Consider the following 23649-nt stretch of genomic DNA (forward strand, 5'->3'; position numbering starts at 1 on the left):
CGGCCGTTGTCTTTCGGCCTGATGCGCAGGCTCGGGGTTGCCGGAGCGATGCCGGCAGCCGTCTGGTCGCACCGGCGACCATGGACGAGGTTGCGCGCGAGTCGCGGCACCCGTGCCTGCGTTACCCGCGCGGCGTGCCCGCGGGCGGCTGGCCGGGGCCGCTGGCCGGCCCCTTCCTGGCGACCTGCGGCACGTATTCCGATCCTTCCTCGCGGTCGCGATACAGCGCCGCGCGGACCAGCAGCATCAGCGTGATCGGCGTGGTCACGGTGAGGAACACCCCGATCAGGATCTCATTGAAGATCGGCCGGCCGCCCAGCACCGAGAAGCAGGTGATCGAACCGGCGAGCATGCAGAACGTGCCCAGCGTGGTGCCCAGCGTCGGCGCGTGCACGCGCTGGTAGAAATTCTTCAGCCGCAGCAGGCCGAGCGAGCCGATGAACGCGAGCAGCGCGCCGGAGAGCACGAAGATCGCGACCAGGATCGCCGCCCACGGCGGCAGGGCGTCGAGGTGGCTCATTCGATCACCTCGCCGCGCATCAGGAACTTCGCCAGCGCCATGGTGCTGGCGAAGCCGAGCAGGGCGATGATCAGCCCGGCTTCGACGTACAGTACGCTGCCGCTGCGGATGCCGATGGTCAGCAACAGGATCATCGCGTTGACGTACAGCGCGTCCAGCGCCACGACGCGGTCCTGCGCGCGCGGCCCGCGCACCATGCGGATGATCGAGAAGCCCATGGCGAGCAGCAGCAGGATCTGCGCCAGCGTGATCGCGACGGCGAGCAGGGCATGGCTCATTGGAAGATCTCCAGCAGGGGGCGCTCGTAGCGCTGCTGGATCGTGCCGATCCAGGTGGCTTCATCCACCAGGTCAAGCACGTGGATCAGCAGCACGTTCGCAGCGGGGTCGTAGCTGACCCAGATGGTGCCGGGCGTCGAGGTGATGATGCAGGCCAGCACGGCCAGGCCGTAGCGGTCGGTGAGGGCCAGCGGGATGGCGACGAAGCCGGAATGCACCTGGCCGGCGCCGCGCAGGATCAGCCTGGCGACGGCGAAGTTCGAACGCACGATGTCGTACACGACCCGCAGCAGCAGCCGCGCCGCCAGCGGGTAGTTGCGGATGCGTGCCTTCGGCGGGTGCAGCAGGCCGAATACCCTCGCCAGCGCGACGCCAAGCACCATGCCCAGCAGCACCGTGCCCGGCGACAGGCTCTGGTTGAGCACCAGCCAGATCAGCGCCAGCAGGGCGGACAGCAGCGGATAGGGCAGCCAGCGCCGCAAGAGGCTCATGGTGACGCACCTTCCGCCGGCAGGACGCCGTGGATGTAGTTCGCCGGATCGTGCAGCTGGCGCGCGGCATCGTGCAGGAAGTCCAGGGGTGCCTGCACCGCCACGGTCAGCAGCAGGCACAGGCCCAGCAGCAGCACGATGGCGCTGACCTCGGTGACGCGGGCCTGCGGGAAGCGCCGCTCCGGTTCGGCCCAGAAGATCTGGATGCCGGCGCGGCACAGCGCGATGACCGTGCAGAAGCCCGCCACGATGACCAGCGTGAACAATGCCAGCGCGCCGGTTCGTGGCGCCGCGTCGAGGGCAAGCGCGTCGAGCATGGGCGCGAGCATCGCGAACTTGGCCAGGAACCCCGACAGCGGCGGAAGCCCCGCCAGCAGCACCGTGCAGGCGAGGAAACTCACGCCCAGCATCGCCACCGGCGCCGGGATCACCACGCGGCTCTCGTCCTCGTCCGCGTACAGCCCGGCGCTGCCGACGTCGCCGCCCATCGGCTCGTAGGGTTCCAGCTGCAGGGCATCGTCGGCTTCTTCCTCGCCTTCCGGCGCGAGCAGGCCGGCGACGAGGAAGAACGCGGCAATGCCCAGGGTGGAGATCACCAGGTACGCCAGCGCGCCGGCGGTCACCGCGGGCTGCTGCAGCGCAATCGCGCCCAGCAGGGTGCCGGACGAAATGATGACGTTGTAGCCGGCCAGCTTGCCCAGGTCGCGCGCGCCGAGCATGCCGACGATGCCGGCGACGATCGTGGCCACGCCGCCCCACAGCATCCAGTCGCTGCCGAAATTGCGCGAAGCCGGACCGGCGCCGTCGCCGAACAGCAGCAGGCTCAGCCGCAGCAGCACGTAGATGCCGACCTTGGTCATCAGCGCGAACATCGCCGCCACCGCGGGCGCGGACGCCGCGTAGGTGCGCGGCAGCCAGAAGCCCAGCGGCCACATCGCGGTCTTGATCAGGAACGCCACGCCGAGGATCGCCGCACCGGCGTGCAGCAGGGTGCGGGTGTTCTCCGGCACGGTCGGGATCAACTCCGCCAGCGCCGCCATGTTGAGAGTGCCGGTGACCCCGAAGATCAGGCTGACGCCGAGCAGGAACAGCATCGAGGCGGTCAGGTTGACCGCGATGTAATGCAGCCCGGCGCTGACCCGGCGCGCGCCCGAACCATGCAGCGCAAGCCCGTAGGATGCCGCCAGCAGCACCTCGAAGAACACGAACAGGTTGAACAGGTCGCCGGTCAGGAACGCGCCGTTCAAGCCCATCAGCAGGAACTGGAACAGCGGCTGGAAATAGTGGCCGCGATGTTGCCAGCGCGCCAGCGCGGCCGGCAGCACCGCCAGCGCCAGCACGGCGGCCAGCAGCAGCATCAGCGCCGACAGCCGGTCGGCCACCAGCACGATGCCGAAACGCGCCGGCCAGTCGCCGATTCGATAGACCGCCGCCAGCGCGCCGTCGCCGCCCTGCTGCGCGGTAGCCAGCAGCAGCATCGTCGCCAGCGCCACCAGTGCCAGGCACGAGGCCAGGCTCAGTGCCACCGCCAGACGCTGGCGGCGTTCTCCGGCCAGCAGCTGCAGCGCAGCCACCAGCAGCGGCAGCACGATCGGCGCGACGAGCAGGTGCGGGCTCACGGCGTGCCGTCCCCGCCGTCGACGTGGTCGTTGCCGGTCAGGCCGCGCGACGTCAGCAGCACCACCAGGAACAGCGCGGTGGTGGCGAAGCCGATCACGATCGCGGTCAACACCAGCGCCTGCGGCAGCGGATCGGTGTACTGCTCGATCCTGCCGGCGGCTTCACGCAGCACCGGATCGGCGCCGGTGCGCAGGCCGCCGATGGAGAAGATGAACAGGTTCACCGCGTAGGAGATCAGGGTCAGCCCGATGATCACCTGGAAGGTGCGTGGCCGCAGCAGCAGCCACACCCCGGACGCGACCAGGACCCCGATGGCGATGGCCAGCACCAGTTCCATCAGCCCGCGCCTTCCGGCTCGATCGTCCCGTCCGCGGCCACCACCGTCGACACGCGCGGCCGGCGCAGCGACTGGTGCGCCAGCGCGATCAGCATCAACGTGGTGGCGCCGACCACCAGGCAGAACACGCCCAGGTCGAACAGCACCGCCGAGGCGAGCGGGATTTTTCCGAGCAGCGGCAGCTCCAGGTACTGGAAGTGCGAGGTCAGGAACGGATGGCCGAACAGCAGCGAGCCCAGGCCGGTGCCGACGGCCAGCAGCAGGCCGGTGCCGATCCAGCGGACCGGCAGCACGCGCAGGTGCGTTTCGACCCAGCGCGCACCACGCGCCATGTACAGCAGGATCAGCGCCACCGAAACCGTGATGCCGGCGGCGAACCCGCCGCCGGGCAAGTCGTGCCCGCGCAGGAACAGGTGCACGCCGAACAGCAGGATCACCGGGAACATCAGCTGCACGATCAGCCCCGGGATCATCAGGTAGTCGGCCAGCGACTGGTCGATCACGCGATCCGACCCGGCCGGGTCCTGCACCGAGTTGCGGCGCTGCCGACGCAGCGCGGCGATGCTCTCCGCCGCCGGCCGGAAGCGGCGCAGCAGCACGAACACCGTCAGCGCCACGATCGCCAGCACGCTGATTTCGCCCAGCGTGTCGAAGCCGCGGAAATCGACCAGGATCACGTTCACCACGTTGCGGCCGCCGCCTTCCAGGTACGCCCGCTCGAGGAAGAAGCGCGAGATGGAGTCCGACACCGGATGCATCATCGCCGCGTAGGCCAGGCCGGCAACCCCGCCGCCGACGACCAGCGCGACCAGCGCATCGCGCCAGCGCTTCAGGCGCGTGAGCGGACCATCCGGCGATACGCCCTGGATGCGCTTGGGCAGCCAGCGCAGGCCGAGCAGGATCAGGATCGTGGTCACCACTTCCACCAGCAGCTGGGTGGCCGCGAGATCCGGCGCGGACAGCCACACGAAGCTCACGCACGACACCAGGCCCGCGCCGCCGGTGAGGATCAGCGCGGCCAGGCGGTGGAACTTGGCCTGGGTGGCGGCGCCGATCGCGCACGCCGTGCCCAGCAGCCACAGCAGGGCGAAGGCCGGGTCGATGCCCGACCAGCGCGGCGGCGGCGCGTCGAACGGCGCGGTGGTCGCGGCCATGCTGCCGGCAAGCAGTGCAACCAGCACGATCAGGAGCAACTGCGGCTGCAGCCGCCTGGCCGGGAAGAAGCGCGCCAGCCAGCCCGGCAGGTCCGCGGCGAAGATCGCCAGCGCGCGCTCGAAGGTCCGCTTGCCGCTGAGCCGCCCGATCAGCGGCGTGCGCCCGCAGCGCCTGAAGTACGCCAGCAGCGCCACGTACATCAGGCAGCCGGTGATGAAGGCGATGACGCTCATCTGCAGCGGTGCGGTCCAGCCGTGCCAGACGGCCAGGCTGTAGGCCGGCGTCTGCGCGCCGAGCACCGAATGCGCGGCCGCCGCGAGCGACGGTCCGATCACCTGCGCCGGCAGGATGCCGACCAGCAGGCAGGCCAGCGCCAGCAGGCCGATCGGCACGCGCATCCAGCGCGGCGGCTCGTGCGGCTGGCGCGGCAGCCGGGTAGACGCCGGGCCGAAGAACACGCCGCGCACGAAGCGCAGCGAGTAGACCACGCCGAACGCGCTGGCCGCGATCGCCAGCAGCACCGGGACCATGCCGGTGAGCATGCCGCGCTGCGCCGCCAGCGTTTCGGCGAAGAACATCTCCTTCGACAGGAAGCCGTTGAGCAGCGGCACGCCCGCCATCGCCGCGCCCGCGACCACCGCAAGGGTCGCGGTGATCGGCATGAAGTGGCGCAGGCCGCCGAGCTCGCGCAGGTCGCGCGTGCCGGTCTCGTGGTCGACCGCGCCGGCGGCCATGAACAGCGACGCCTTGAAGGTGGCATGGTTGACGATGTGGAAGATCGCCGCGACCACGCCCAGTGCGCTCCCCAGCCCGACCAGCATCGTGATCAGGCCCAGGTGGCTGATCGTCGAATACGCCAGCACGGCCTTGAGGTCCTGCTGGAACATCGCCGCATACGCACCCAGTACCAGCGTGATCAATCCGGCGCCGCCGACGATCCAGAACCACTGCTCGGTGCCCGCGAGCACCGGCCAGAACCGCACCAGCAGGAACACGCCCGCCTTCACCATCGTCGCCGAATGCAGGTACGCCGAGACCGGCGTCGGCGCCGACATCGCCTGCGGCAGCCAGAAGTGGAACGGGAACTGCGCGCTCTTGGTCAGCGCGCCCAGCAGCACCAGGACCAGCGTCGGCGTATACAGCGCGTGCCCGCGAACGATGTCGCCCGCGGCGAGGATCGCATCCAGGTCGTAGCTGCCCACGATCTGGCCGAGCAGCAGCACGCCCGCCAGCAGGCACAGCCCGCCGCCGGAGGTGACGATCAGCGCCATCCGCGCAGCGTCGCGTGCCGACGCGCCGTTGTGCCAGTAGCCGATCAGCAGGAACGAGAACAGGCTGGTCAGTTCCCAGAAGAACACCAGCTGGACCACGTTGCCGGACATCACGATGCCGAGCATCGCGCCCATGAACGCCAGCAACAGTGCGAACAGGCGCGACAGCGGGTCGTCCGCCGGCATGTAGTAGCGCGCGTAGACACCCACCAGCATGCCGATGCCGCAGACCAGCAGCATGAACAGCCAGCTGAAGCCGTCCACCCGCAGGGTGAAGTCCAGGCCCAGCGACGGCGCCCATTCGAACACGTGCCGCAATACGGCCCCGCCCGCGATCGCCGGATACAGCGACAGTGTCAGCGCGAGGCAGGCCAGCGCCGTGCAGGTCATCAACCAGGCGGCGACGTTGCGGCCGCGGCCGCGAAGGACAAACACCACCAGGCTCGCCGCGAACGGCAGCCAGAGGATGGCGCTTGGCACGACGTGGTCAGGCATCAATCAAGGGCTCGAAGGAAGGGCATGCCGACCGCTGGCCGGGCCGCGCCGGCCGCACGCACGTGGCGGCGGCATGCTGCCACGCGCACGTTGCAGGATGGTGGCGATACCTCGGACAAGCAGGCTCCGGTGTCGGGGTGGAAAAACGGGGGCGTCATTGCAGCCGTGCCTGCGGGCGAGCGCAGTACCGCACCGGCAGGCATTGGGTCGTGCAGGGGGCGGCCGGCGCAGCGCAAATCGATCGATCCTGCGCGAGGCGTGGCTGGTGTCCGATTCTATACGGCAACTCCGTGCGGCAACCGTCGCTACCGACCGGCGATTGTGCAATGGTGGGTTGCAATCCTGGCCTGGAGCAGCCACCGCTGCGGGGAGATCAAGCATGAGCAACGCCAGTCCGGTCCCGGGCCGGCTGCAGGGAATCCTGGTGGCCACCGACCTCAGCGCCCGCTGCGACCGCGCGCTGGATCGCGCCGTGCAGCTGTCCATGCAGTGGCAGGTGCCGTTGCACGTGGTCCATGTGGCGCCGCGCGACGCGATCGGGGCATGGTCGGCAGTGGACACGCCGGCGTCGATCCGGCAGCGCATCGAGCGCGACGTGCAAGGCGATGTCACCGATGCCCGAATCCACGTGGAGCAGGGCGAGCCGGCCGAGGTGATCCTCGACGTGGCCAGGCGCCAGCGCTGCGACCTGGTCGTGCTGGGCGATGCAAGCGAAACGTCGGGGCGTCGCCTGCTCGGCAGTACGGTCGAAATCGTGGTGCGCAGTTCGCCGGCCTCGGTGCTGGTCGTCAAGCAGCGGCCGCGTGGCGCCTATCGGCGCGTGCTGGTGGGCACGGACCTCACTCCCGAGTCGCGCCATGGCCTGGACACTGCCGCCTCGCTGTTCCCGGATGCCGCGCTCACGCTGCTGCACGCGCTCGACATCCCCTACGAATCACTCTGGCTCGACCCGGCACGCCGCGCCGACCTTGTCCGCCTGGAGATGGCCACGATCGAGGAATTCGTGGCACAGGCGCAGCTGCCCGCGGACCTGCGCCGGCGCATGCAGCGGCTGGTCGAGCACGGCCATCCCGAAAGCATGCTGCGCAAGCATGCGCTGGAGCACGACAGCGACCTCACCGTGATCGGCGCGTTCCGTCGCGGCCTCGCCTTCCACCTGCTGGTTGGCGGTACCACGCGTCGGATCGTGCAGGTGGCGCCGAACGACGTGCTGGTACTGCGCGCGCCTGCGCAGCCCGGTTCCCGTCGACCGGAAGACACCGGCCTCGCCTGAGGGCGACGCGACCGCGAGCCCGGTGCTCGTCCCGCGCGATTGTCGGGGCAAGGGCCGGACCCTGACGCATTGGCGGGCGCAATCCCGACGCCACGCCGCGCAGCGCCGGGGTTTTTGTTTGCGCGCGATCCCGGCATCCTTGTGCGATGCCGGTTTCTTCCGCCGCCGCGTCGCCCGATCCTGCCCACGCCCCGCTGACCGGCCTGCCGGGCGTCGGTCCGCGCGTGGCGGAAAAGCTCGCCGCGCGCGGGATGACGACCTTGCAGGACCTCTGGCTGCAGCTGCCGCGCCAGTACGAAGATCGCACCCGCCTGAGCCCGATCCGCGGCCTGCAGGCGGGCGTGGCGGCGCAGGTGGAGGGCGTGGTCGAGGCGGTCGAGCGCGGCTTCCGCTACCGGCCGATGCTGCGGGTGGCGATCGGCGACGACTCGCAGGCCACGCTGGTGCTGCGCTTCTTCCATTTCCGCGCCGCGCAGGTCGCGCAGTTCGCACCGGGCACGCGCGTGCGTTGCTACGGCACCCCGCGGCTCGGCCAGCACGGGCTGGAAATCGTGCATCCCAGCTACCGCGTCGTCGGCGAACACGAGGCCGGAGAACTCGGCGACAGCCTCGATCCGGTCTACCCCGCGATCGAAGGCATCGGCCAGGCGACGCTGCGCAGGCTGATCGGCCAGGCGCTCGACCGCCTGCCGGACGCGGCGGCGCTGGAACTGCTGCCGCGCGACTGGCTGGCCGCCGGCCTGCCGGGACTGCGCGAGGCGCTGCTGACCATGCATCGCCCGCCGCAGGGCGCGGATGTCGCCGCGCTCATTGCCGGCACCCATCCCGCGCAGCGCCGGCTGGCACTGGAGGAACTGCTCGCCCACCACCTGAGCCTGCGCCGCCAGCGCATCGCCCTGCAGGCGCACGCCGCGCCGGTGCTGGAAGACCAGGCGCTGGCCGAGCGCCTGCGCGCGTCTCTGCCGTTCGCGCTGACCGGCGCGCAGCAGCGGGTGTTCGCGCAGGTCCGCGAAGACCTCGGCAAGCCGGTGCCGATGCTGCGGCTGGTGCAGGGCGACGTCGGCAGCGGCAAGACCGTGGTCGCCGCGCTGGCCGCCATGCTCGCCGTGGAAAGCGGGCGGCAGGCCGCGTTGATGGCGCCGACAGAACTGCTCGCCGAGCAGCACCTGTCCAACCTGCGCACGTGGCTGGAACCGCTCGGCGTGCGCATCGCATGGCTCGCCGGCAAGGTCACCGGCCGCGCGCGCGCCGCCGCGCTGCAACAGGTCGCCGATGGCAGCGCGCAGCTTGTTGTCGGCACGCATGCGCTGATGCAGGAAGGCGTCGTGTTCCACGACCTCGCGCTGGCAATCATCGACGAACAGCACCGTTTCGGCGTGCACCAGCGCCTGGCGCTGCGCGACAAGGGCGGCGAGGGCGGGCGCGTGCCGCACCAGCTGGTGATGACCGCCACGCCCATCCCGCGCACCCTGGCGATGGCCGCCTACGCCGACCTCGACGTCTCGGCGATCGACGAACTGCCGCCCGGCCGCACGCCCGTGCAGACCGTGGTGCTCAGTGCGGGGCGGCGCCCGGAGCTGGTCGAACGCATCCGCGCCGCGTGTGCGCAGGGCCGGCAGGCGTACTGGGTGTGCACGATCATCGACGAGTCCGACGAGATCGTCGCGCAGGCCGCGCAGAGCACGTTCGAACTGCTCTCCGGCGCATTGCCGGAGCTGCGCGTGGGCTTCGTGCACGGACGCATGAAGGCGGGCGACAAGCAGGCTGCGATGCGCGCGTTCAAGGCCGGCGAGCTCGACCTGCTGGTCGCGACCACGGTGATCGAGGTCGGCGTCGACGTCCCCAACGCCTCGCTGATGATCGTCGAGAACGCCGAGCGCCTCGGGCTTGCGCAACTGCACCAGCTGCGCGGGCGCGTGGGGCGCGGCAGCGCGGCGTCGAGCTGCGTGCTGCTGTACCAGTCGCCGCTGTCGCAGATGGCGCGGCAGCGCCTGGAAACCATGCGCGATACCAGCGACGGTTTCGTCATCGCCGAAAAGGACCTCGAGCTGCGCGGCCCCGGCGAACTGCTCGGCACCAGGCAGACCGGCCTGGCCGCGTTCCGCGTCGCCGACCTGGCCCGCGACGCCGACCTGCTGCCGCTGGCGCAGCGCATCGGCGAGCGCCTGCAGAGCGAGGCGCCGGAGGTCGCGGACAGGCTGGTCGAGCGCTGGATCGGCGGCGCGGCAAGGTATGCTGCAGCGTGATGCAACGCCACGCACCGTAGCAGCGCCCCATGGGCGCGATGTGACTTTCCGGTCATGCATCGCGTCCATGGGGCGCTCCTACGGCACATTGATTTCGATTCCCGACAACCCGATTCCCAGATGACCGAACGGATCCCGCTGCTGATCGACACCGACCCCGGTGTCGACGACGCGCTTGCGCTTTTGATGGCTTTCGCCGACACCCGCCACGACGTGGTCGGGCTCACCATCGCCGCCGGCAACGTCGGCCTGCACCACACAGTCGCCAACGCGCTGAAGCTGTGCGAGGTGGCCGGGCGCGGCGACATCCCGGTGTACGCAGGCTGCGAGGCGCCGCTGCTGCATCCGTCGCCCGATGCCGGCAACGTGCACGGCCTGGACGGATTCGGTGACGTCGGCTACGAAGCCGCCGTGCGGCTGCCGGAAACCGAGCACGCCGCGCAGGCGATCCTGCGCCTGTCGCACCGGCATGCGGGGAAACTGCTGCTGGTCGCGCTCGGTCCGCTGACCAACCTCGCGCTGGCGCTGAAGCTCGACCCCACGCTGCCCGAGCGCGTCGCGCGTCTGGTGGTGATGGGCGGCGCGGTGACCTGCCACGGCAACATCACCCCGGCGGCGGAGTTCAACGTCTATTTCGACCCCGAGGCCGCGCGCATCGTGTTCGAGGCCTTCCCGCATTTCGACCTCGCCGACTGGGAGGCGACCGTCGCCCACGGCCTGCACCACGACTCGGTGGTGGAGTGGCTGCGCGGCGGCGGCGACGTCGCGGCGTTCTACGAGCGCATCTCGCGCAAGACCCGCGAATGGTCGGCCGACCGCCGGGGCGACCACTGGCATTCCGCCGACGGGCTGGCGATGGCCTATGCGCTGCACCCGGACGGTGCGCTGGAGACGGCCGAGCGACCGCTGGACGTGGCGCTGGAAGGCCCGCACGCCCGCGGCGCCACCCTGGTCGACTGGCAGCGCCAGACCGGCCGGCCGGACCGGGCCCGGATCCTGCTGCGCTACGACCAGGCCCGGTTCGAGGCCCTGGTCAGGGGCGCGGTGGGCGCCGCCTGAGGTGGCTTGCGCCCGCCGGGCCCCGCGGGCTAAAATGCCGCTCTTGTCCACAGCAGAACCGGTGCCGCCATGAAGGCCGACATCCACCCCCAATACAACGAAGTCGTGTTCCAGGACGTGACTTCCGATTTCAAGTTCCTGACCCGCTCGACCCTTGGCAGCAAGGAGACGATCAAGTGGGAAGACGGCAACGAGTATCCGTTGATCAAGGTCGAAATCTCGTCTGCGACCCACCCGTTCTACACGGGCCAGAACAAGATCATGGATACCAGCGGCCGCGTGGACAAGTTCCGCAAGCGTTACGCGAAGTAAGACGCGCGACGGCGCCGCACAGGCGCATGCCGACGGCCGCCATCGTGCGGCCGTCTTCGTTTCCGGGAGGGCGGTTCGCACGCCATGCCCGCAACGCTGCATCCGGCCGCCGGGGCCGGATGGACGGCGGGGCCGAGTCCCGGCTCCAGTGCGCTGTGCGATAATTGGTGCATCGCGGCATGCCGCGGATTCCATCCATCCCGTGCCGGGACGCCAGCGGCGTCCGGACGGGCCACGAGGAGTGCATCAGTGTCCGAACCATCCGCAATCGATCAAGTCACGCTCAACGCCGGCGACAAGGCAGTCACGCTGCCGGTCGCGCGCGGCACGCTGGGTGCCCCCTGCATCGAGATCGCGAAGCTGCCGAAGGAAACCGGCTGCTTCACCTACGACCCGGGCTTCACCGCCACCGCGGCGTGCCGGTCGGCGATCACCTACATCGACGGCGACGCCGGCGTGCTGCTGTATCGCGGCTATCCGATCGAGCAGCTGGCCAAGGATTCCAGTTTCCTCGAAGTTGCCTACCTGCTGATGAATGGTGAGCTGCCGGACAAGCAGGCGTTCACCAGCTTCGAACACGATGTCACCCACCACACGATGCTGCACGAAGCCTTCAAGGGCTTCCTTGACGGTTTCCGCCACGATGCGCACCCGATGTCGATGCTGGTGGGGATGCTGGGTTCGATGGCCAGCTTCTACCACAACGACCTGGACTACGACGATCCGCAGCAGCGCCGCCTCGCGGCGATCCGCCTGATCGCCAAGTTGCCGACCATCGCCGCCGCCTGCCACCGTCATTCGGTAGGCTGGCCGCTGCGCTACCCGCGCAACAACCTGGAGTACGTGAACCGCTTCCTGCACATGATGTTCGAGGTGCCGAGCGGTCCGCTGGAGATCAACCCGGTCGCGGCCAAGGCGCTGGACCTGCTGTTCATCCTGCACGCCGACCACGAGCAGAACGCCAGCACCTCCACGGTGCGCCTGGTCGGTTCCACCGGCGCCAACCCGTACGCGTGCATCGCCGCCGGCGTGGCCGCGCTGTGGGGCCCGGCGCATGGCGGCGCCAACGAGGCGGTGCTGAAGATGCTGGCCGAGATCGGTGACGCGAAGCACGTGCAGTCGGCGGTCGACAGGGCCAAGGACAAGGAGTCGGGCTTCCGCCTGATGGGCTTCGGCCACCGCGTCTACAAGAACTTCGACCCGCGCGCGAAGATCATCCGCGAGATGTGCCACCAGGTGCTCGAGGAGCTTGGCGTCAACGACCCGCTGCTGGAAGTGGCGATGAAACTGGAAGAAGCCGCGCTCAAGGATGACTACTTCGTGCAGCGCAAGCTGTACCCGAACGTCGACTTCTACTCCGGCATCATCTACAAGGCGCTGGGCATCCCGACCGAGATGTTCACGGTGATGTTCGCAATCGCCCGCACCGCCGGCTGGGTCGCGCACTGGCTGGAACAGCAGGAAGATCCGGAGTTCAAGATCGGCCGCCCGCGCCAGATCTACACCGGCCACGACGTGCGCGACTACGTGCCGGTCGCCAAGCGCTGATCCCGGCCGCAATCGCGCCACGGCAGAACGCCCCGCATCGCGGGGCGTTTTCGCTTTCGTTCTGATTCTTCTTCCGACCAGCAAGTTGTTCGATTACGTGCTTCGCGGCTACCTGGCGGGCCCGACGCGGCCGGCAGCCCTCCGGGGCGAATGTCCTCCGGCATTCGCCTGGCGGCGAATGCCTCCCCCTTGATTTCGCCCCGAAGGGCTGCCGACCGCGACAGACTGTCGTATCGCAGGCCTGCCGAAAGGCAAGGCTCCTGCTTTTCTCTTGCAAGGGCACTCACATCACGGGCGCAGCGCTCGTAGATCGGTGAACCTTCGCGCAGATGCGCTCGTTCAGCCCTGCCAAGACTCGTAACCGTCGATCTCGTCCTGGGCCAGCAACTCGCGCAGCTGCGACGCCGAGGCGCGCTTCATCGGCTTCTCGTCGATGCCCGACAGCGGCGCCTGGCGCAGCGCGTCGGCCGGGAGCACGGTCAGGTCGAAGGTCAGCTCCTCGGCGCTGAAAATCCAGACCGGGAAATCGCCTTCGCGCGCGCGGTCCAGGCGCAGGTGGCGGCTGCGGGCATCGGCGGGGATGCGATGCTCGTCGAGGAAGCGCGGCACCGCGTCGGCGTCATCGGTGTAGAGCTGCAGGGCGACCGGGGTGTTGTCGTCCGCGGTGCCGTCGAGCACCGGGCCGACCAGGCGAGCGTCGAAGCCGGCGAGGAACTCCAGCGCGCGCAGCGCGGCCTCGCGACGCAGGCGCAGGGCGGCACGGTGGCTGTCGCCGAGGAACAGGCGCTGGTATTCGCGCAGTGCATCCTCGATCTCGCGATTGCGCGGCAGCGAGGCGTCATCAAGGATTCCCAGCCGGGTCGCGGCTTTCAGCTTGGCCTGGTGGTAGTCGCGGATGCCGCCTTCGGCCATCAGTTTCGCGGCTTCGTGGGCGAGGCGGTGCCGGCGTTCGCGCGTGCGCGTTTCGGCGTGCTGGCGGGCGCGGTGCATGTTGTCTCCCGGCAGGAGCGACGCGCCGACTTTACAGGATGCCGCGAGGAAGTCGATCCACGGGCGGGGCGGACGGTGCGCGACCCGTGCCCGCGCGGCCCCGGCTGGCCGTGCGGGCGCGCGTGGTCAGAAGATGTCGAATGCTTCCTCGTCCAGCGAATCGTCGCTGTTGTAGTCGGTGTAGTTCTGCATGCGCTCGAGGTCTTCGACCTTGACGTATTCGGTGATCCCGCCACCGCCGCTGTCGGGGATCAGCGTGCCGTTGCCGGCCACCGATACCTTGACCATGCCGTCGGGCGGGTCGTTGGGCATGACCGGGCGATCCTTCAGCGCGACACGCATGTAGTCGATCCAGATCGGCAGCGCGGCGCGGCCGCCGTACTCGCGGTAGCCGAGCGAACGGAAGTCGTCGCGGCCCACCCACACGGTGGTGACAACGTCGCCACCCAGGCCGGAGAACCATGCGTCGCGGTAATCGTTGGTCGAACCGGTCTTGCCTGCCACGTCCTCGCGTCCCAGCACCTTGGCCGCCGTGCCGGTGCCGCGCTGGACCACGTCGCGCATCATCGACACGACCTGGTAGGCGACGCGTGGATCGATCGCGCGCGGCGCGAGCACCGCGTCCGCGGGTGGTGCGGCGGGCTTTTCGGCCGGGGCGGGCGCGTCGTCGGCCTTGGGCGCGGGCTTGGCCGGCGCCGACTGCGCCGGGCCCAGGTTGAAGCCGTCCACCACGTTCGACACCACGACCGACTGCGAGCCCCCGACAGCGGCGCAGTGGCGGCATGCGGTCGCCGGCTTTTCCTTGAAAATGACCTTGTTGTCGCGGTCCCGGACTTCGTCGATGAACCATGGGGTGATCCGGAAGCCGCCGTTGGCGAACACGGAGTAGCCGCGCGCGATGTCCATCGGCGGCAGCGACGCGGTGCCCAGCGACATCGACAGGTTCGGCGGAAGCAGCGCCTCGTCGATGCCGAAGTGGCTGATGTAACGGCGCGCGTAGTCCACGCCGATCGCGTCGAGCAGGCGCACCGACACCAGGTTGCGCGACTGCACCAGCGCCTCGCGCAGCCGCATCGGGCCGGCGAAGTTGCCGCTGTCGTTCTGCGGCCGCCAGACCTTGCCGCCGCGCATGCGGAACACCACCGGCGCGTCGAGCACGATCGAGGCCGGGTTGTAGCCACGCTCGAACGCGGCCGCGTACAGGAACGGCTTGAAGCTCGATCCCGGCTGGCGCCGCGCCTGGGTGGCGCGGTTGAACTTGCTGCCGGCGAAGCTGAAGCCGCCGGACAGGGCCAGCAGGGCGCCGTTCTCGGGGTTCAGCGACACCAGTGCCGACTGCGCCCGCGGCAGCTGGTCGAGCTGCCAGGTCACCTTGGCAGGCACCGTCGCGGTTCCGGCGTCGGCGTCCGTGGCATCGGCAACCTTGCTGTCGCCGGCTGGCGTGTCCTTTGCCGGTTCGCCGGCTTTCTTCTTCACCGGCGTTTCGATCCTGCGCACCCGGACCAGATCGCCGCGCTTGGCCAGCGCCGACGGCGCGCGGCCGGTCCAGCGGCTGGCGCTGGCGTCGAGCGTCAGCGTGCTGCCATCGGCCAGCACCACGTCGATGCGGCCGTCGCCGCTGCGCATGACCACGGCCGGGATCAGTCCGGCCTGGGCGGGAATGCGGCGCAGGCGCGCGGACGCGGTGGCGGCGTCCTCGTCGTCGGCGAGATCGAAATGCTGTTCGACCTTGTTCCAGCCGTGGCGGTGGTCGTAGATCTCCAGTCCGTCGCGGATCGCCTTGTCGGCGGCAGCCTGCAGGGTCGGGTCGATCGTCGTGGTGACGTGATAGCCCTTGGTCAGCACGTCGCCGCCGTAGCGCGCCAGCATCTCCTGGCGGACCATTTCCGCGACATAGGGCGCATGCACCTCGATCGGACGCTCGTGCGGGCTGGCGTGCATCGGCACCGCCCGGGCCTGCGCGGCTTCGGCCTCGGAGATGAAGCCGAGCTCCGCCATGCGGCTGAGCACGTAGTTGTCGCGCCGCTCGCGGGCGCGCTCGGGGTTCGACAGCGGGTTGCCGCTGGACGGGAACTTCGGGATCGAGGCCAGCGACGCCATCTCGTCCAGATCCAGCTGGTCCAGCGTCTTGCCGTAGTAGAACTCGGCCGCCGCGCCGACGCCGTAGGCGCGATTGCCGAAGAACGACTTGTTGAGGTACAGCTCGAAGATCTCGTCCTTGGTCAGCTCGCGCTCCATCTTCATGGCCAGCAGCATCTCGGCCAGCTTGCGCGAATAGCTGTACTCCGAACTCAGGAAGATCTGGCGCGCGACCTGCTGGGTGATGGTGGAGCCACCCGGCACGCGCTTGTCGTTGGTGGTGGCGAGCAGCCAGACCGCGCGCGCGACGCCCTTGTAGTCGACGCCGTGGTGCTCGTAGAAGCGCGCATCCTCGGTTGCCAGGAAGGCCTGCTTGACCCGCTTGGGCACGTCCTCGATGTCCACTGGATAACGCCGGGTCTCGCCGAACAGCGCCATCAGGCGCCCGTCGCTGGCGTAGACGTACATCGGCTCCTGCATCTCCATGTGGCGCAGGCTTTGCACGTCGGGGAGCTTGGAGGAGACAACGAAGTAGAGTGTCGCGAGGGCAAGGCCGCCCAGTACGATCGCCGCGAGGGATGCGATCAGCGCCCAGCGCAGCAAACGGCGAAAACGTGGCATCTGTGGAAAATTCCTGTGGCGCGCATTGCAGGGGGCGGAGGCGCGGAGTATAGAGGAGCCGGCCACCGGGCCCGCCCGGACGGCGGTGGGGAAAGCGGGCCCGGAATGCGGCAGGCGGCACGATCCGGTGATCGCGCTGTTGCCAAGGGGTGAAAAGTCCGTTATTTAATGCAACGGGGCACGAAGCGCGCGTAAGCGCCCGTGACAAGGGGAGAAATCGTGGGGCTCATCACAAAAAGTCAGGCACCGCTCGTCGGCGTCGACATCAGCTCGACTGCCGTCAAGCTGCTCCAGCTGTCTCGGTCGGGTGACCGCTACCGCGTGGAGCACTATGCGGTCGAGCCGCTGCCGCCCAATGCGGTGGTCGAAAAGAGCATCGTCGAGGTCGAGGCGGTGGGCGAGGCCATCCGCCGGGCGGTGTCGCGCTCCGGCACGCGCGCCAGGCAGGCCGCCGCGGCCGTCGCCGGTTCGGCGGTGATCACCAAGATCATCCCCATGCCCGCCGACCTGGACGACGACGACATGGAGTCGCAGGTCGAACTCGAGGCGGTGAACTACATCCCGTACCCGATCGAGGAAGTGAACCTCGACTACGAAGTGCTGGGCATGATGCCGGGCAACGCCGAGATGGTGCAGGTGCTGCTGGCTGCCTCGCGTTCGGAGAACGTCGAGATGCGCGCCTCGGCGCTGGAGCTCGGCGGTCTCACCGCGCGGGTGATGGACGTCGAGGCCTTCGCGATCGAGAACGCCTTCGCGCTGCTCGCCAACTCGCTCAACATCCCGCACGACGGCATCGTGGCGATGGTCGACGTCGGCGCGACGATGACCACGCTCAACATCCTGCGCAACGGCCGCAGCCTGTACAGCCGTGAGCAGGTGTTCGGCGGCAAGCAGCTGACCGACGAGGTCATGCGCCGCTACGGCCTGAGCTACGAGGAAGCCGGCCTGGCCAAGCGCCAGGGCGGGCTGCCGGAAAGCTACGAGATCGAAGTGCTCGAGCCGTTCAAGGAGGCGCTGGTCCAGCAGATCAGCCGCCTGCTGCAGTTCTTCTACGCCGGCAGCGAGTTCAACCGCGTCGACCAGGTGGTCTTGGCCGGCGGCTGCGCGTCGATCCCCGGCGTGGCCGAGATGGTCGAGGAGCAGCTCGGCGTGCAGACGGTGGTCGCCAACCCGCTCGCACAGATGACGCTCGGGCCGCGCGTGCAGGCGCATGCGCTGGCCCAGGACGCCCCGGCGCTGATGATCGCCTGCGGCCTCGCACTGAGGAGCTTCGACTGATGGCCCGGATCAACCTGCTGCCGTGGCGTGCAGAACGCCGCAAGGTGCGCCAGAAGGAATTCGGCGTCATGCTGGTCCTTGCAGCGCTGGCCGGACTGGCGCTGTGGTTCCTGGTCAACACCTACTACAACAACCAGATCGACGGCCAGAACGAGCGCAACGCCTACCTGCAGACCGAGATCACGCAGGTCGACGGCAAGATCAAGGAGATCGAGGAGCTCGACAAGCAGAAGGCGCGGTTGCTGGCGCGCAAGGAAGTCATCGAGCAGCTGCAGGCCAACCGCTCGCAGATGGTGCACCTGTTCGACTCGCTGGTGCGCACGATCCCCGACGGCGTCGTCCTGACCTCGATCAAGCAGGAAGGCGAGAAGCTCACGCTGGAAGGTCGCTCGCAGTCCAACGCCCGCGTCAGTACCTACATGCGCAACCTGGAAGGGTCCGGCTGGATGACCAGGCCGGAGCTGTCGATCATCGAGGCCAAGGGCACGGTGAAGGGCCTTCCCTACGCGTTCTCGCTGACCGTCACCCTGGCCAATCCCAACGCGGCCAAGGACGAGAACGGCGATGGCGTTCCCGACGCGGCTCCGCCCGTGGGCGAGGCGCCCGTTGACGGCGCGACGCCGGCTGCCCCTGCCAAAGAAGGAGCCGCCTCGTGAGCCAGAAGAAAGTCAAGATCAGCGAGCTCGACATCAACAGCCCCGGCAGCTGGCCGAGGCAGTACAAGATCGGCTTCTGCGTGCTGCTCGGCCTGTTGATTTTCGGCCTGCTGTGGTGGGTGGTGACCCGGGACAAGGGCGACCAGCTCAAGCAGCTCGACCAGCGCGAGACCGAACTGCGCACCGAGTTCGAGACCAAGCAGGGCCGCGCGGCCAACCTCGAGCCGCTCAAGCAGCAGCTCGCGCAAATGGAGCAGCAGCTGCAGCAGATGCTGCGGCAGTTGCCGAGCAAGACCGAGATGCCCGACCTGATCGTCGACATCTCGCAGACCGCGCTGGCCACCGGTATCCAGAACGAGCTGTTCCAGCCCGGGCCGGAGACGCCGAAGGAGTTTTACGCCGAGAAGCCGATCGCGCTGAAGATGGTGGGCACCTATCACCAGTTCGGCGCCTTCGTCAGCGGCGTCGCCTCGCTGCCGCGCGTGGTGATCATGACCATGCACGACATTTCGCTGCGCCCGGTGAACGCCGACAAGGATCCGGCCGCCTCGATCCGGCCCAATTCCAGCCTTGAGCTCGCAGGCACGGTGAAGACCTACCGGTACCTTGACGAGGACGAGGCGGCTGCGCAGGAAAGCGCGGCAGCCGCGGACAAGTCGCCGAAGGGCGCCAAGGGAGGACACTGACATGGGCATGTCGAAAGCCGTCATCCGCGGCACGCTCGCCGTCGGTCTCGCGCTCGTGCTCGGCGCCTGCGGGCGCAGCGTCACCAGCGGTCCCGAACCCGCGCCCAACCTCGAAGAGTGGGCTGCCAACGTCAAGGCCAAGCCGGCCCCGCCACTGGATCCGCTGCCGGTGATGCAGCAGTTCGAATCCTTCGAATATGCCGCCCAGGGCATGCGCGACCCGTTCAGCGATGCGTTCACGTCGCAGGACAGTGGCAGCGGCCCGCGCCCGGACTCGCATCGCCGCAAGCAGACGCTCGAGCAGTTCCCGCTCGACAGCCTCGACATGGTCGGTACGATCGGTCGCGGCAACAGCGTCATCGGGCTCGTGGTTGCACCCGACAAGGTCGTGTACCGGGTCCAGCCCGGCGTCTACATGGGGCAGAACGACGGTCGCGTGACCGCCGTTCGCGAAGATCGCATTGAACTCGTCGAACTTGTGCCGGATGGCGCGGGCGGCTGGCTGGAAAGGCCGGCGTCGGTCGCGCTCGAAGACAATTGATAGGGGAAGCCAGATGACCGTTACCCAAGCGCAACACCTGCAGAAGAGCCGGCGTGCCATGCCCTTGCGAGCCAGCATGGCCGGTCTCGTCGTGGGGCTGGTCTCGGCCTTCGGCGCCGTGCATGCCGAGCAACCCGCCGCTGCCGCGTCCTACTTCGCGGTCGCGCAGGCTGCCGCGCCCGCGGCGCACGACCCGGCCAGGCAGGTTGCCGGCGGACTGGCCGTCTCCAGCATCGACTTCAAGCGCGGCGACGGCGGCTCCGGCAAGCTGATCATGCGTTTCAGCGGCGACGGTGCCATGCCCGACCTGCGCAAGCAGGGCTCCGACGTGGTCATCAACGTGGGCAACGCGAGCCTGTCGCCCGCGCTGCAGCGCCCGCTCAACGTCACCGACTTCGCCACGCCGGTGCAGCGGATCGACGCCAGCCAGGCCGGCGTCGGCTCGCAGATCGTGCTCAGCACCAATGGCCCGTTCGAGTCGATGGCCTACCAGACCGGCCGCGACTACATCGTCGAGATCGTGCCGCGTGCCGCGGCGTCGACGCGTGCGGTAGGCGCGCCGCAGTCCGCGGCCCGCAGCAGCGACGTCGATCCACTCGAGCGCAAGTACACCGGCAAGCCGGTGACCTTCGACTTTCAGAACATCGCTGTGCGCACGGTGCTGAAGCTGATCGCCGACGAGTCGCACCTGAACATCGTCGCCTCCGATTCGGTGACCGGCGACGTGACCCTGCGCCTGGACAACGTGCCGTGGGACCAGGCGCTGGACATCGTGCTGCAGGCCAAGGGCCTGGACAAGCGCCGCAGCGGCAACGTCATCTGGGTTGCGCCGCAAGTGGAAATCGCCGGGTACGAGAAGGCCAAGGCCGATGCTCGCATCGCGATCGAGGAACGTGCCGAAATGGTGACCGAGTACATCCCGGTCAACTACGGCAGCGCCGAGGACATTGCCAAGCTGCTGACCGAAGAAAGCAAGAACAGCATGAACGGCGGTGGTGGCGGCAATTCCGGCGGTGGCAATAACAACCAGAGCCGCGGCTTCCTGTCGTCGCGCGGCAGCCTCAGCTTCGACCGGCGTACCAACACCCTGCTGGTGATCGACATTCCCGAGCGCGTCGCCAACATCAAGAACCTGGTCAGCGAGCTCGACCGCCCGGTCGACCAGGTGGTGATCGAGGCGCGCATCGTGATCGCAACCGAATCGTTCGCTCGCGAACTGGGCGCCAAGTTCGGGTTCAACGGTGCGACCGGCAAGCCGGGCGACCGCAGTTCGCTGGGTTTTGGCGGCACCACCTCGGATTCCAGCACGAACGCGATCAATCGCGGCGACGCGGTGATGAACGGCGACCGGACCTTCGATGCCTCGCATGGCCTGAGCGTCAACCTGCCGGCCACGCTCGCGGGCGCCGGTTCGTTCGCGCTGTCGATCCTCAACGCCGGCTACCTGCTCGACGTCGAGCTGTCGGCGCTGCAGACCGAAGGCCGCGGCGAGGTCATCTCCAACCCGCGCGTGGTCACCAGCAACCAGAAGGAAGCGGTGATCACCCAGGGCCGCGAGATCGGCTACATCACCGTGACCGGCGGCCAGAGCAACAATGTGCCGACCGTGCAGTTCAAGGAAGCGCTGCTGCAGCTCAAGGTCACGCCCACCATCACCAACGATGGCCGCGTGTTCCTCAACATGTTCGTGACCAAGAACGAGCAGGACGGCCGGATCGACCTGGGCGACTTCGGCTACGTGCCGACCATCGCCCGCCGCGAGGTCAACACCGCGGTGCTGGTCGACGACGGGCAGACGGTGGTGATCGGCGGCGTGTACGAGTTCAAGGACCAGAATGACGTGTCCAAGATCCCGTTCCTCGGCGACATCCCGTTCCTCGGCAACCTGTTCAAGCGCAAGACGCGCAGCAAGGAAAAGGCCGAGCTGCTGGTGTTCGTCACGCCCAAGATCCTGCGGGTGGCCCAGCGCAACTAGCTTGCCCGTCCAGCAAGACGGATCAACGGGGCCTTCGGGCCCCGTTTCCGTTTTTGCGGGATCCGCCCGGCAAGGAGAGGCTTGCGGGAATCCACGGACATCGCCAGGCGCTGCCCGTGCCGGCTCCACAACCTGCGCGTGGCTGAACGCCGACCGGAACCATGCGGTCGCACTTCGGTCAAACTGGACCCGACGCCATCCGGGCGCCGCCGCATGGCCGATCCATGGATACACCCAGCCACGACGTTTCCCGCCTGCACGGCCTGTTCGCCACCCTGCGCGAAGACCTTTCGAAGCAGATCGTCGGCCAGTCCGGACTGGTCGAGCGCCTGTTGATCGCCCTGCTGGCGGACGGGCACCTGCTGGTCGAAGGTGCCCCCGGGCTGGCCAAGACCACGGCGATCCGGGCCCTGGCCGCGCGCGTCGAAGCCGATTTCGCCCGCGTCCAGTTCACGCCCGACCTGCTGCCGGCCGACCTGACCGGCACCGAGGTCTGGCGCCCGCAGGACGGGCGGTTTGAATTCCAGCCCGGGCCGATCTTCCACTCGGTGCTGCTGGCCGACGAGATCAACCGCGCGCCGGCCAAGGTGCAGTCGGCGCTGCTCGAGGCGATGGGCGAGCGCCAGGTGACCGTCGGCCGCCAGACCTACGCGCTGCCGCCGCTGTTCCTGGTGATGGCGACGCAGAACCCGATCGAACAGGAGGGCACGTTCCCGCTGCCCGAGGCGCAGCTCGACCGATTCCTGATGTACGTGCGCATCGGCTACCCCGAGGCCGACGCCGAAGGCGAGATCCTGCGGCTGGCGCGCGAGCGTGCCAAGCAGGGATTGCAGGCCGAAGGCGCGGCAGTCGAACGCATCTCGCAGGCCGACGTGTTCGCCGCGCGCGCCGCGGTACTCGACCTCCACTTCGCCCCTCAGCTGGAACGCTACCTGATCGAACTGGTGCTGGCCTCGCGCGACGCCGCGCGCTATGACCCGGCGCTGGCGCGCCGCATCAGCTGGGGCGCAAGCCCGCGCGGCTCGATCGCGCTCGAACGCTGCGCGCGCGCGCGCGCCTGGCTGGCGGGCCGCGATTTCGTCACCCCTGACGATATCCGCGCCATCGCACCCGACGTGCTGCGGCACCGCGTACTGCCCAGCTACGAGGCCACCGCGGAAGGCTGGGACGGTGATCGCCTCGTCGCCGGCCTGCTCGACAAGGTGCCGTTGCCGTGAAGAGCCGGGATTGGGGATTCGGGATTGGGACTTCGAAAGAGCAGGCTCCGCAGACGCTGGTCGTGCCGCAGGTGGCAGCAGGCGCTTCCCCGAATCCCCAATCCCGAATCCCCAAACCCGGCATTCAACCCACCCTGGCCGAACTGGTCGCGCTGCGCGCCGCGGCGCAGGGCCGCCGGCCGCCGCGGCGCGGACGCCACGGCGTGAGCGGGCAGGCGCCGTCGCCGCTGCGCGGGCGCGGCATGGAGTACGCGGAATCGCGCGAGTATGCGATTGGCGATGACGCGCGGCACATCGACTGGCGGCTCACCGCGCGCAGCGGCAAGCCGCACACCAAGCTGTTCCAGGCCGAACGCGAACGGCTGACGCTGATCGTCGCCGACACCGCGCCGGCGCTGTATTTCGGCACCCGGGTGCGGTTCAAGTCGGTGCAGGCCGCGCGCGCGGGCGCGGTGGCCGCATGGGCCGCGGTGCGCGACGGCGACCGGATCGCGGCGCTGCGCGGCAGTGCGTCCGAACCGCCGGTGCCGCCGGCAGCGGGGCCGCGTGGTGCCTTGCGCGTGCTCGATGCGCTGGTGCGCTGGTACTCGCAACCGCCCGCGGACGATGGCGGCCTGGCGCTCGCCCTCGATCACGCCGGGCGCCTGCTGCGGCCGGGGTCGCGGATGGTCGTGCTGGCCGATGCCGCCAGCGTCGCTGGCGTCCCCGCATCGCGCTGGGCGGCGCTGTCGATGCACGGCGAGGTGATCGTACTGCTGCTCGCCGACCCGCTGGAACGCGACCCGCCGCGTGCGCCGCTGCCGTTCGCCACGTCGGCACACCGGCTGGAACTCGACCTCGGCGTCGCCGCGCAGCGCCAGCGCTGGCGCAACGAATTCGTCGCGCCGGTCAAGGATGCGCTGGCGACGCTGCCGGCGCGCGGCGTGCGCGTGCAGGTGCTGTCCAGCGACGCGCCCAGTGACTCCTGGCTGCCGGGGCGCGCCGGGCCAAGGGCGGCCTGA

Annotated in this window: 20 protein-coding genes; 12 read left to right on the forward strand and 8 right to left on the reverse strand. The window is 69.2% G+C overall.

Annotated features, from left to right (window positions below; translation table 11 throughout):
• Positions 1-121: 121 nt before the first annotated feature.
• The 6 genes from mnhG to H570_RS0100920 are packed head-to-tail and all read right to left on the reverse strand — an operon-like array spanning position 122 to position 6167.
• Positions 122-520 (reverse strand): monovalent cation/H(+) antiporter subunit G, encoded by a 399-nt coding sequence (gene mnhG, locus H570_RS15780; RefSeq protein WP_051175943.1) that lies wholly within the window; start codon positions 518-520, stop codon positions 122-124.
• A complete protein-coding gene (locus H570_RS0100900) occupies positions 517-798 on the reverse strand; it encodes a K+/H+ antiporter subunit F (RefSeq protein WP_027079108.1) in 282 nt (93 codons plus the stop codon). The genes mnhG and H570_RS0100900 overlap by 4 nt, the downstream gene beginning before the upstream one ends.
• Positions 795-1289, reverse strand: coding sequence for a Na+/H+ antiporter subunit E (locus tag H570_RS0100905; protein WP_036134566.1), 495 nt, complete (start codon positions 1287-1289; stop codon positions 795-797). The genes H570_RS0100900 and H570_RS0100905 overlap by 4 nt, the downstream gene beginning before the upstream one ends.
• A complete protein-coding gene (locus H570_RS0100910) occupies positions 1286-2908 on the reverse strand; it encodes a monovalent cation/H+ antiporter subunit D (RefSeq protein ID WP_027079110.1) in 1623 nt (540 codons plus the stop codon). The genes H570_RS0100905 and H570_RS0100910 overlap by 4 nt, the downstream gene beginning before the upstream one ends.
• Complete coding sequence (locus tag H570_RS0100915; protein ID WP_027079111.1) at positions 2905-3246, reverse strand: Na+/H+ antiporter subunit C; 342 nt, start codon at positions 3244-3246, stop codon at positions 2905-2907. The genes H570_RS0100910 and H570_RS0100915 overlap by 4 nt, the downstream gene beginning before the upstream one ends.
• Positions 3246-6167: a monovalent cation/H+ antiporter subunit A gene (locus tag H570_RS0100920; RefSeq protein ID WP_027079112.1), complete on the reverse strand. Its 2922-nt coding sequence runs from the start codon at positions 6165-6167 to the stop codon at positions 3246-3248. The genes H570_RS0100915 and H570_RS0100920 overlap by 1 nt, the downstream gene beginning before the upstream one ends.
• 379 nt (positions 6168-6546) lie before the next feature.
• Here H570_RS0100920 and H570_RS15785 point away from each other — a divergent pair, with 379 nt between their 5' ends.
• The 5 genes from H570_RS15785 (at position 6547) to H570_RS0100945 (ending at position 12605) form a co-directional block, all read left to right on the forward strand.
• Positions 6547-7440, forward strand: coding sequence for a universal stress protein (locus H570_RS15785; RefSeq protein ID WP_051175944.1), 894 nt, complete (start codon positions 6547-6549; stop codon positions 7438-7440).
• 146 nt (positions 7441-7586) lie between these two features.
• Entirely contained in the window at positions 7587-9686 is a 2100-nt protein-coding gene (recG, locus tag H570_RS0100930) for an ATP-dependent DNA helicase RecG (RefSeq protein WP_027079113.1), read from the forward strand.
• 120 nt (positions 9687-9806) lie between these two features.
• On the forward strand, positions 9807-10745 hold the full coding sequence (locus H570_RS0100935; RefSeq protein WP_027079114.1) for a nucleoside hydrolase: 939 nt from the start codon (positions 9807-9809) through the stop codon (positions 10743-10745).
• A gap of 69 nt (positions 10746-10814) precedes the next feature.
• The gene (locus H570_RS0100940) at positions 10815-11057 is read left to right on the forward strand and encodes a type B 50S ribosomal protein L31 (protein WP_027079115.1); all 243 of its coding nucleotides are present in this window, start codon (positions 10815-10817) and stop codon (positions 11055-11057) included.
• Positions 11058-11306: 249 nt separating this feature from the next.
• On the forward strand, positions 11307-12605 hold the full coding sequence (locus H570_RS0100945) for a citrate synthase (protein ID WP_027079116.1): 1299 nt from the start codon (positions 11307-11309) through the stop codon (positions 12603-12605).
• Positions 12606-12944: 339 nt separating this feature from the next.
• On the opposite strand, the gene H570_RS0100950 is transcribed toward H570_RS0100945, so the two are convergent.
• Complete coding sequence (locus H570_RS0100950; RefSeq protein ID WP_027079117.1) at positions 12945-13595, reverse strand: hypothetical protein; 651 nt, start codon at positions 13593-13595, stop codon at positions 12945-12947.
• Positions 13596-13721: 126 nt separating this feature from the next.
• A complete protein-coding gene (locus tag H570_RS0100955; RefSeq protein WP_027079118.1) occupies positions 13722-16295 on the reverse strand; it encodes a penicillin-binding protein 1A in 2574 nt (857 codons plus the stop codon).
• A 219-nt stretch (positions 16296-16514) separates the two neighbouring features.
• Here H570_RS0100955 and H570_RS0100960 point away from each other — a divergent pair, with 219 nt between their 5' ends.
• The 7 genes from H570_RS0100960 (at position 16515) to H570_RS0100990 (ending at position 23649) form a co-directional block, all read left to right on the forward strand.
• Positions 16515-17573 (forward strand): pilus assembly protein PilM, encoded by a 1059-nt coding sequence (locus H570_RS0100960; protein WP_027079119.1) that lies wholly within the window; start codon positions 16515-16517, stop codon positions 17571-17573.
• Positions 17573-18229 carry a PilN domain-containing protein gene (locus H570_RS15790; protein ID WP_084499579.1) on the forward strand — a complete coding sequence of 219 codons (657 nt, stop codon included), beginning with the start codon at positions 17573-17575 and terminating at the stop codon, positions 18227-18229. The genes H570_RS0100960 and H570_RS15790 overlap by 1 nt, the downstream gene beginning before the upstream one ends.
• Positions 18226-18915 (forward strand): type IV pilus inner membrane component PilO, encoded by a 690-nt coding sequence (locus H570_RS0100970; RefSeq protein ID WP_027079120.1) that lies wholly within the window; start codon positions 18226-18228, stop codon positions 18913-18915. Before H570_RS15790 ends, H570_RS0100970 begins: the two co-directional genes overlap by 4 nt.
• 7 nt (positions 18916-18922) lie before the next feature.
• Positions 18923-19456: a pilus assembly protein PilP gene (locus H570_RS0100975; RefSeq protein WP_051176006.1), complete on the forward strand. Its 534-nt coding sequence runs from the start codon at positions 18923-18925 to the stop codon at positions 19454-19456.
• A gap of 13 nt (positions 19457-19469) precedes the next feature.
• On the forward strand, positions 19470-21431 hold the full coding sequence (locus H570_RS0100980; RefSeq protein WP_027079122.1) for a type IV pilus secretin PilQ: 1962 nt from the start codon (positions 19470-19472) through the stop codon (positions 21429-21431).
• A gap of 224 nt (positions 21432-21655) precedes the next feature.
• A complete protein-coding gene (locus tag H570_RS0100985) occupies positions 21656-22648 on the forward strand; it encodes an AAA family ATPase (RefSeq protein WP_036134569.1) in 993 nt (330 codons plus the stop codon).
• A 62-nt stretch (positions 22649-22710) separates the two neighbouring features.
• On the forward strand, positions 22711-23649 hold the full coding sequence (locus H570_RS0100990) for a DUF58 domain-containing protein (RefSeq protein ID WP_036134571.1): 939 nt from the start codon (positions 22711-22713) through the stop codon (positions 23647-23649).

Source organism: Luteimonas mephitis DSM 12574 (genome assembly GCF_000422305.1).
Taxonomy (GTDB): Bacteria; Pseudomonadota; Gammaproteobacteria; order Xanthomonadales; family Xanthomonadaceae; genus Luteimonas; species Luteimonas mephitis.

What these genes read in the sequence shown, in the direction of transcription:
- recG (WP_027079113.1), top strand. Translation starts at nt 7,587, where the DNA reads ATGCCGGTTTCTTCCGCCGCCGCGTCGCCCGATCCTGCCCACGCCCCG.
- H570_RS0100980 (WP_027079122.1), top strand. Translation starts at nt 19,470, where the DNA reads ATGACCGTTACCCAAGCGCAACACCTGCAGAAGAGCCGGCGTGCCATG.
- H570_RS0100940 (WP_027079115.1), top strand. Translation starts at nt 10,815, where the DNA reads ATGAAGGCCGACATCCACCCCCAATACAACGAAGTCGTGTTCCAGGAC.
- H570_RS0100920 (WP_027079112.1), bottom strand. Translation starts at nt 6,167, where the DNA reads ATGCCTGACCACGTCGTGCCAAGCGCCATCCTCTGGCTGCCGTTCGCG.
- H570_RS0100950 (WP_027079117.1), bottom strand. Translation starts at nt 13,595, where the DNA reads ATGCACCGCGCCCGCCAGCACGCCGAAACGCGCACGCGCGAACGCCGG.
- H570_RS15790 (WP_084499579.1), top strand. Translation starts at nt 17,573, where the DNA reads ATGGCCCGGATCAACCTGCTGCCGTGGCGTGCAGAACGCCGCAAGGTG.
- H570_RS0100955 (WP_027079118.1), bottom strand. Translation starts at nt 16,295, where the DNA reads ATGCCACGTTTTCGCCGTTTGCTGCGCTGGGCGCTGATCGCATCCCTC.
- H570_RS0100905 (WP_036134566.1), bottom strand. Translation starts at nt 1,289, where the DNA reads ATGAGCCTCTTGCGGCGCTGGCTGCCCTATCCGCTGCTGTCCGCCCTG.
- mnhG (WP_051175943.1), bottom strand. Translation starts at nt 520, where the DNA reads ATGAGCCACCTCGACGCCCTGCCGCCGTGGGCGGCGATCCTGGTCGCG.
- H570_RS0100975 (WP_051176006.1), top strand. Translation starts at nt 18,923, where the DNA reads ATGTCGAAAGCCGTCATCCGCGGCACGCTCGCCGTCGGTCTCGCGCTC.
- H570_RS0100935 (WP_027079114.1), top strand. Translation starts at nt 9,807, where the DNA reads ATGACCGAACGGATCCCGCTGCTGATCGACACCGACCCCGGTGTCGAC.
- H570_RS15785 (WP_051175944.1), top strand. Translation starts at nt 6,547, where the DNA reads ATGAGCAACGCCAGTCCGGTCCCGGGCCGGCTGCAGGGAATCCTGGTG.
- H570_RS0100900 (WP_027079108.1), bottom strand. Translation starts at nt 798, where the DNA reads ATGAGCCATGCCCTGCTCGCCGTCGCGATCACGCTGGCGCAGATCCTG.
- H570_RS0100915 (WP_027079111.1), bottom strand. Translation starts at nt 3,246, where the DNA reads ATGGAACTGGTGCTGGCCATCGCCATCGGGGTCCTGGTCGCGTCCGGG.
- H570_RS0100985 (WP_036134569.1), top strand. Translation starts at nt 21,656, where the DNA reads ATGGATACACCCAGCCACGACGTTTCCCGCCTGCACGGCCTGTTCGCC.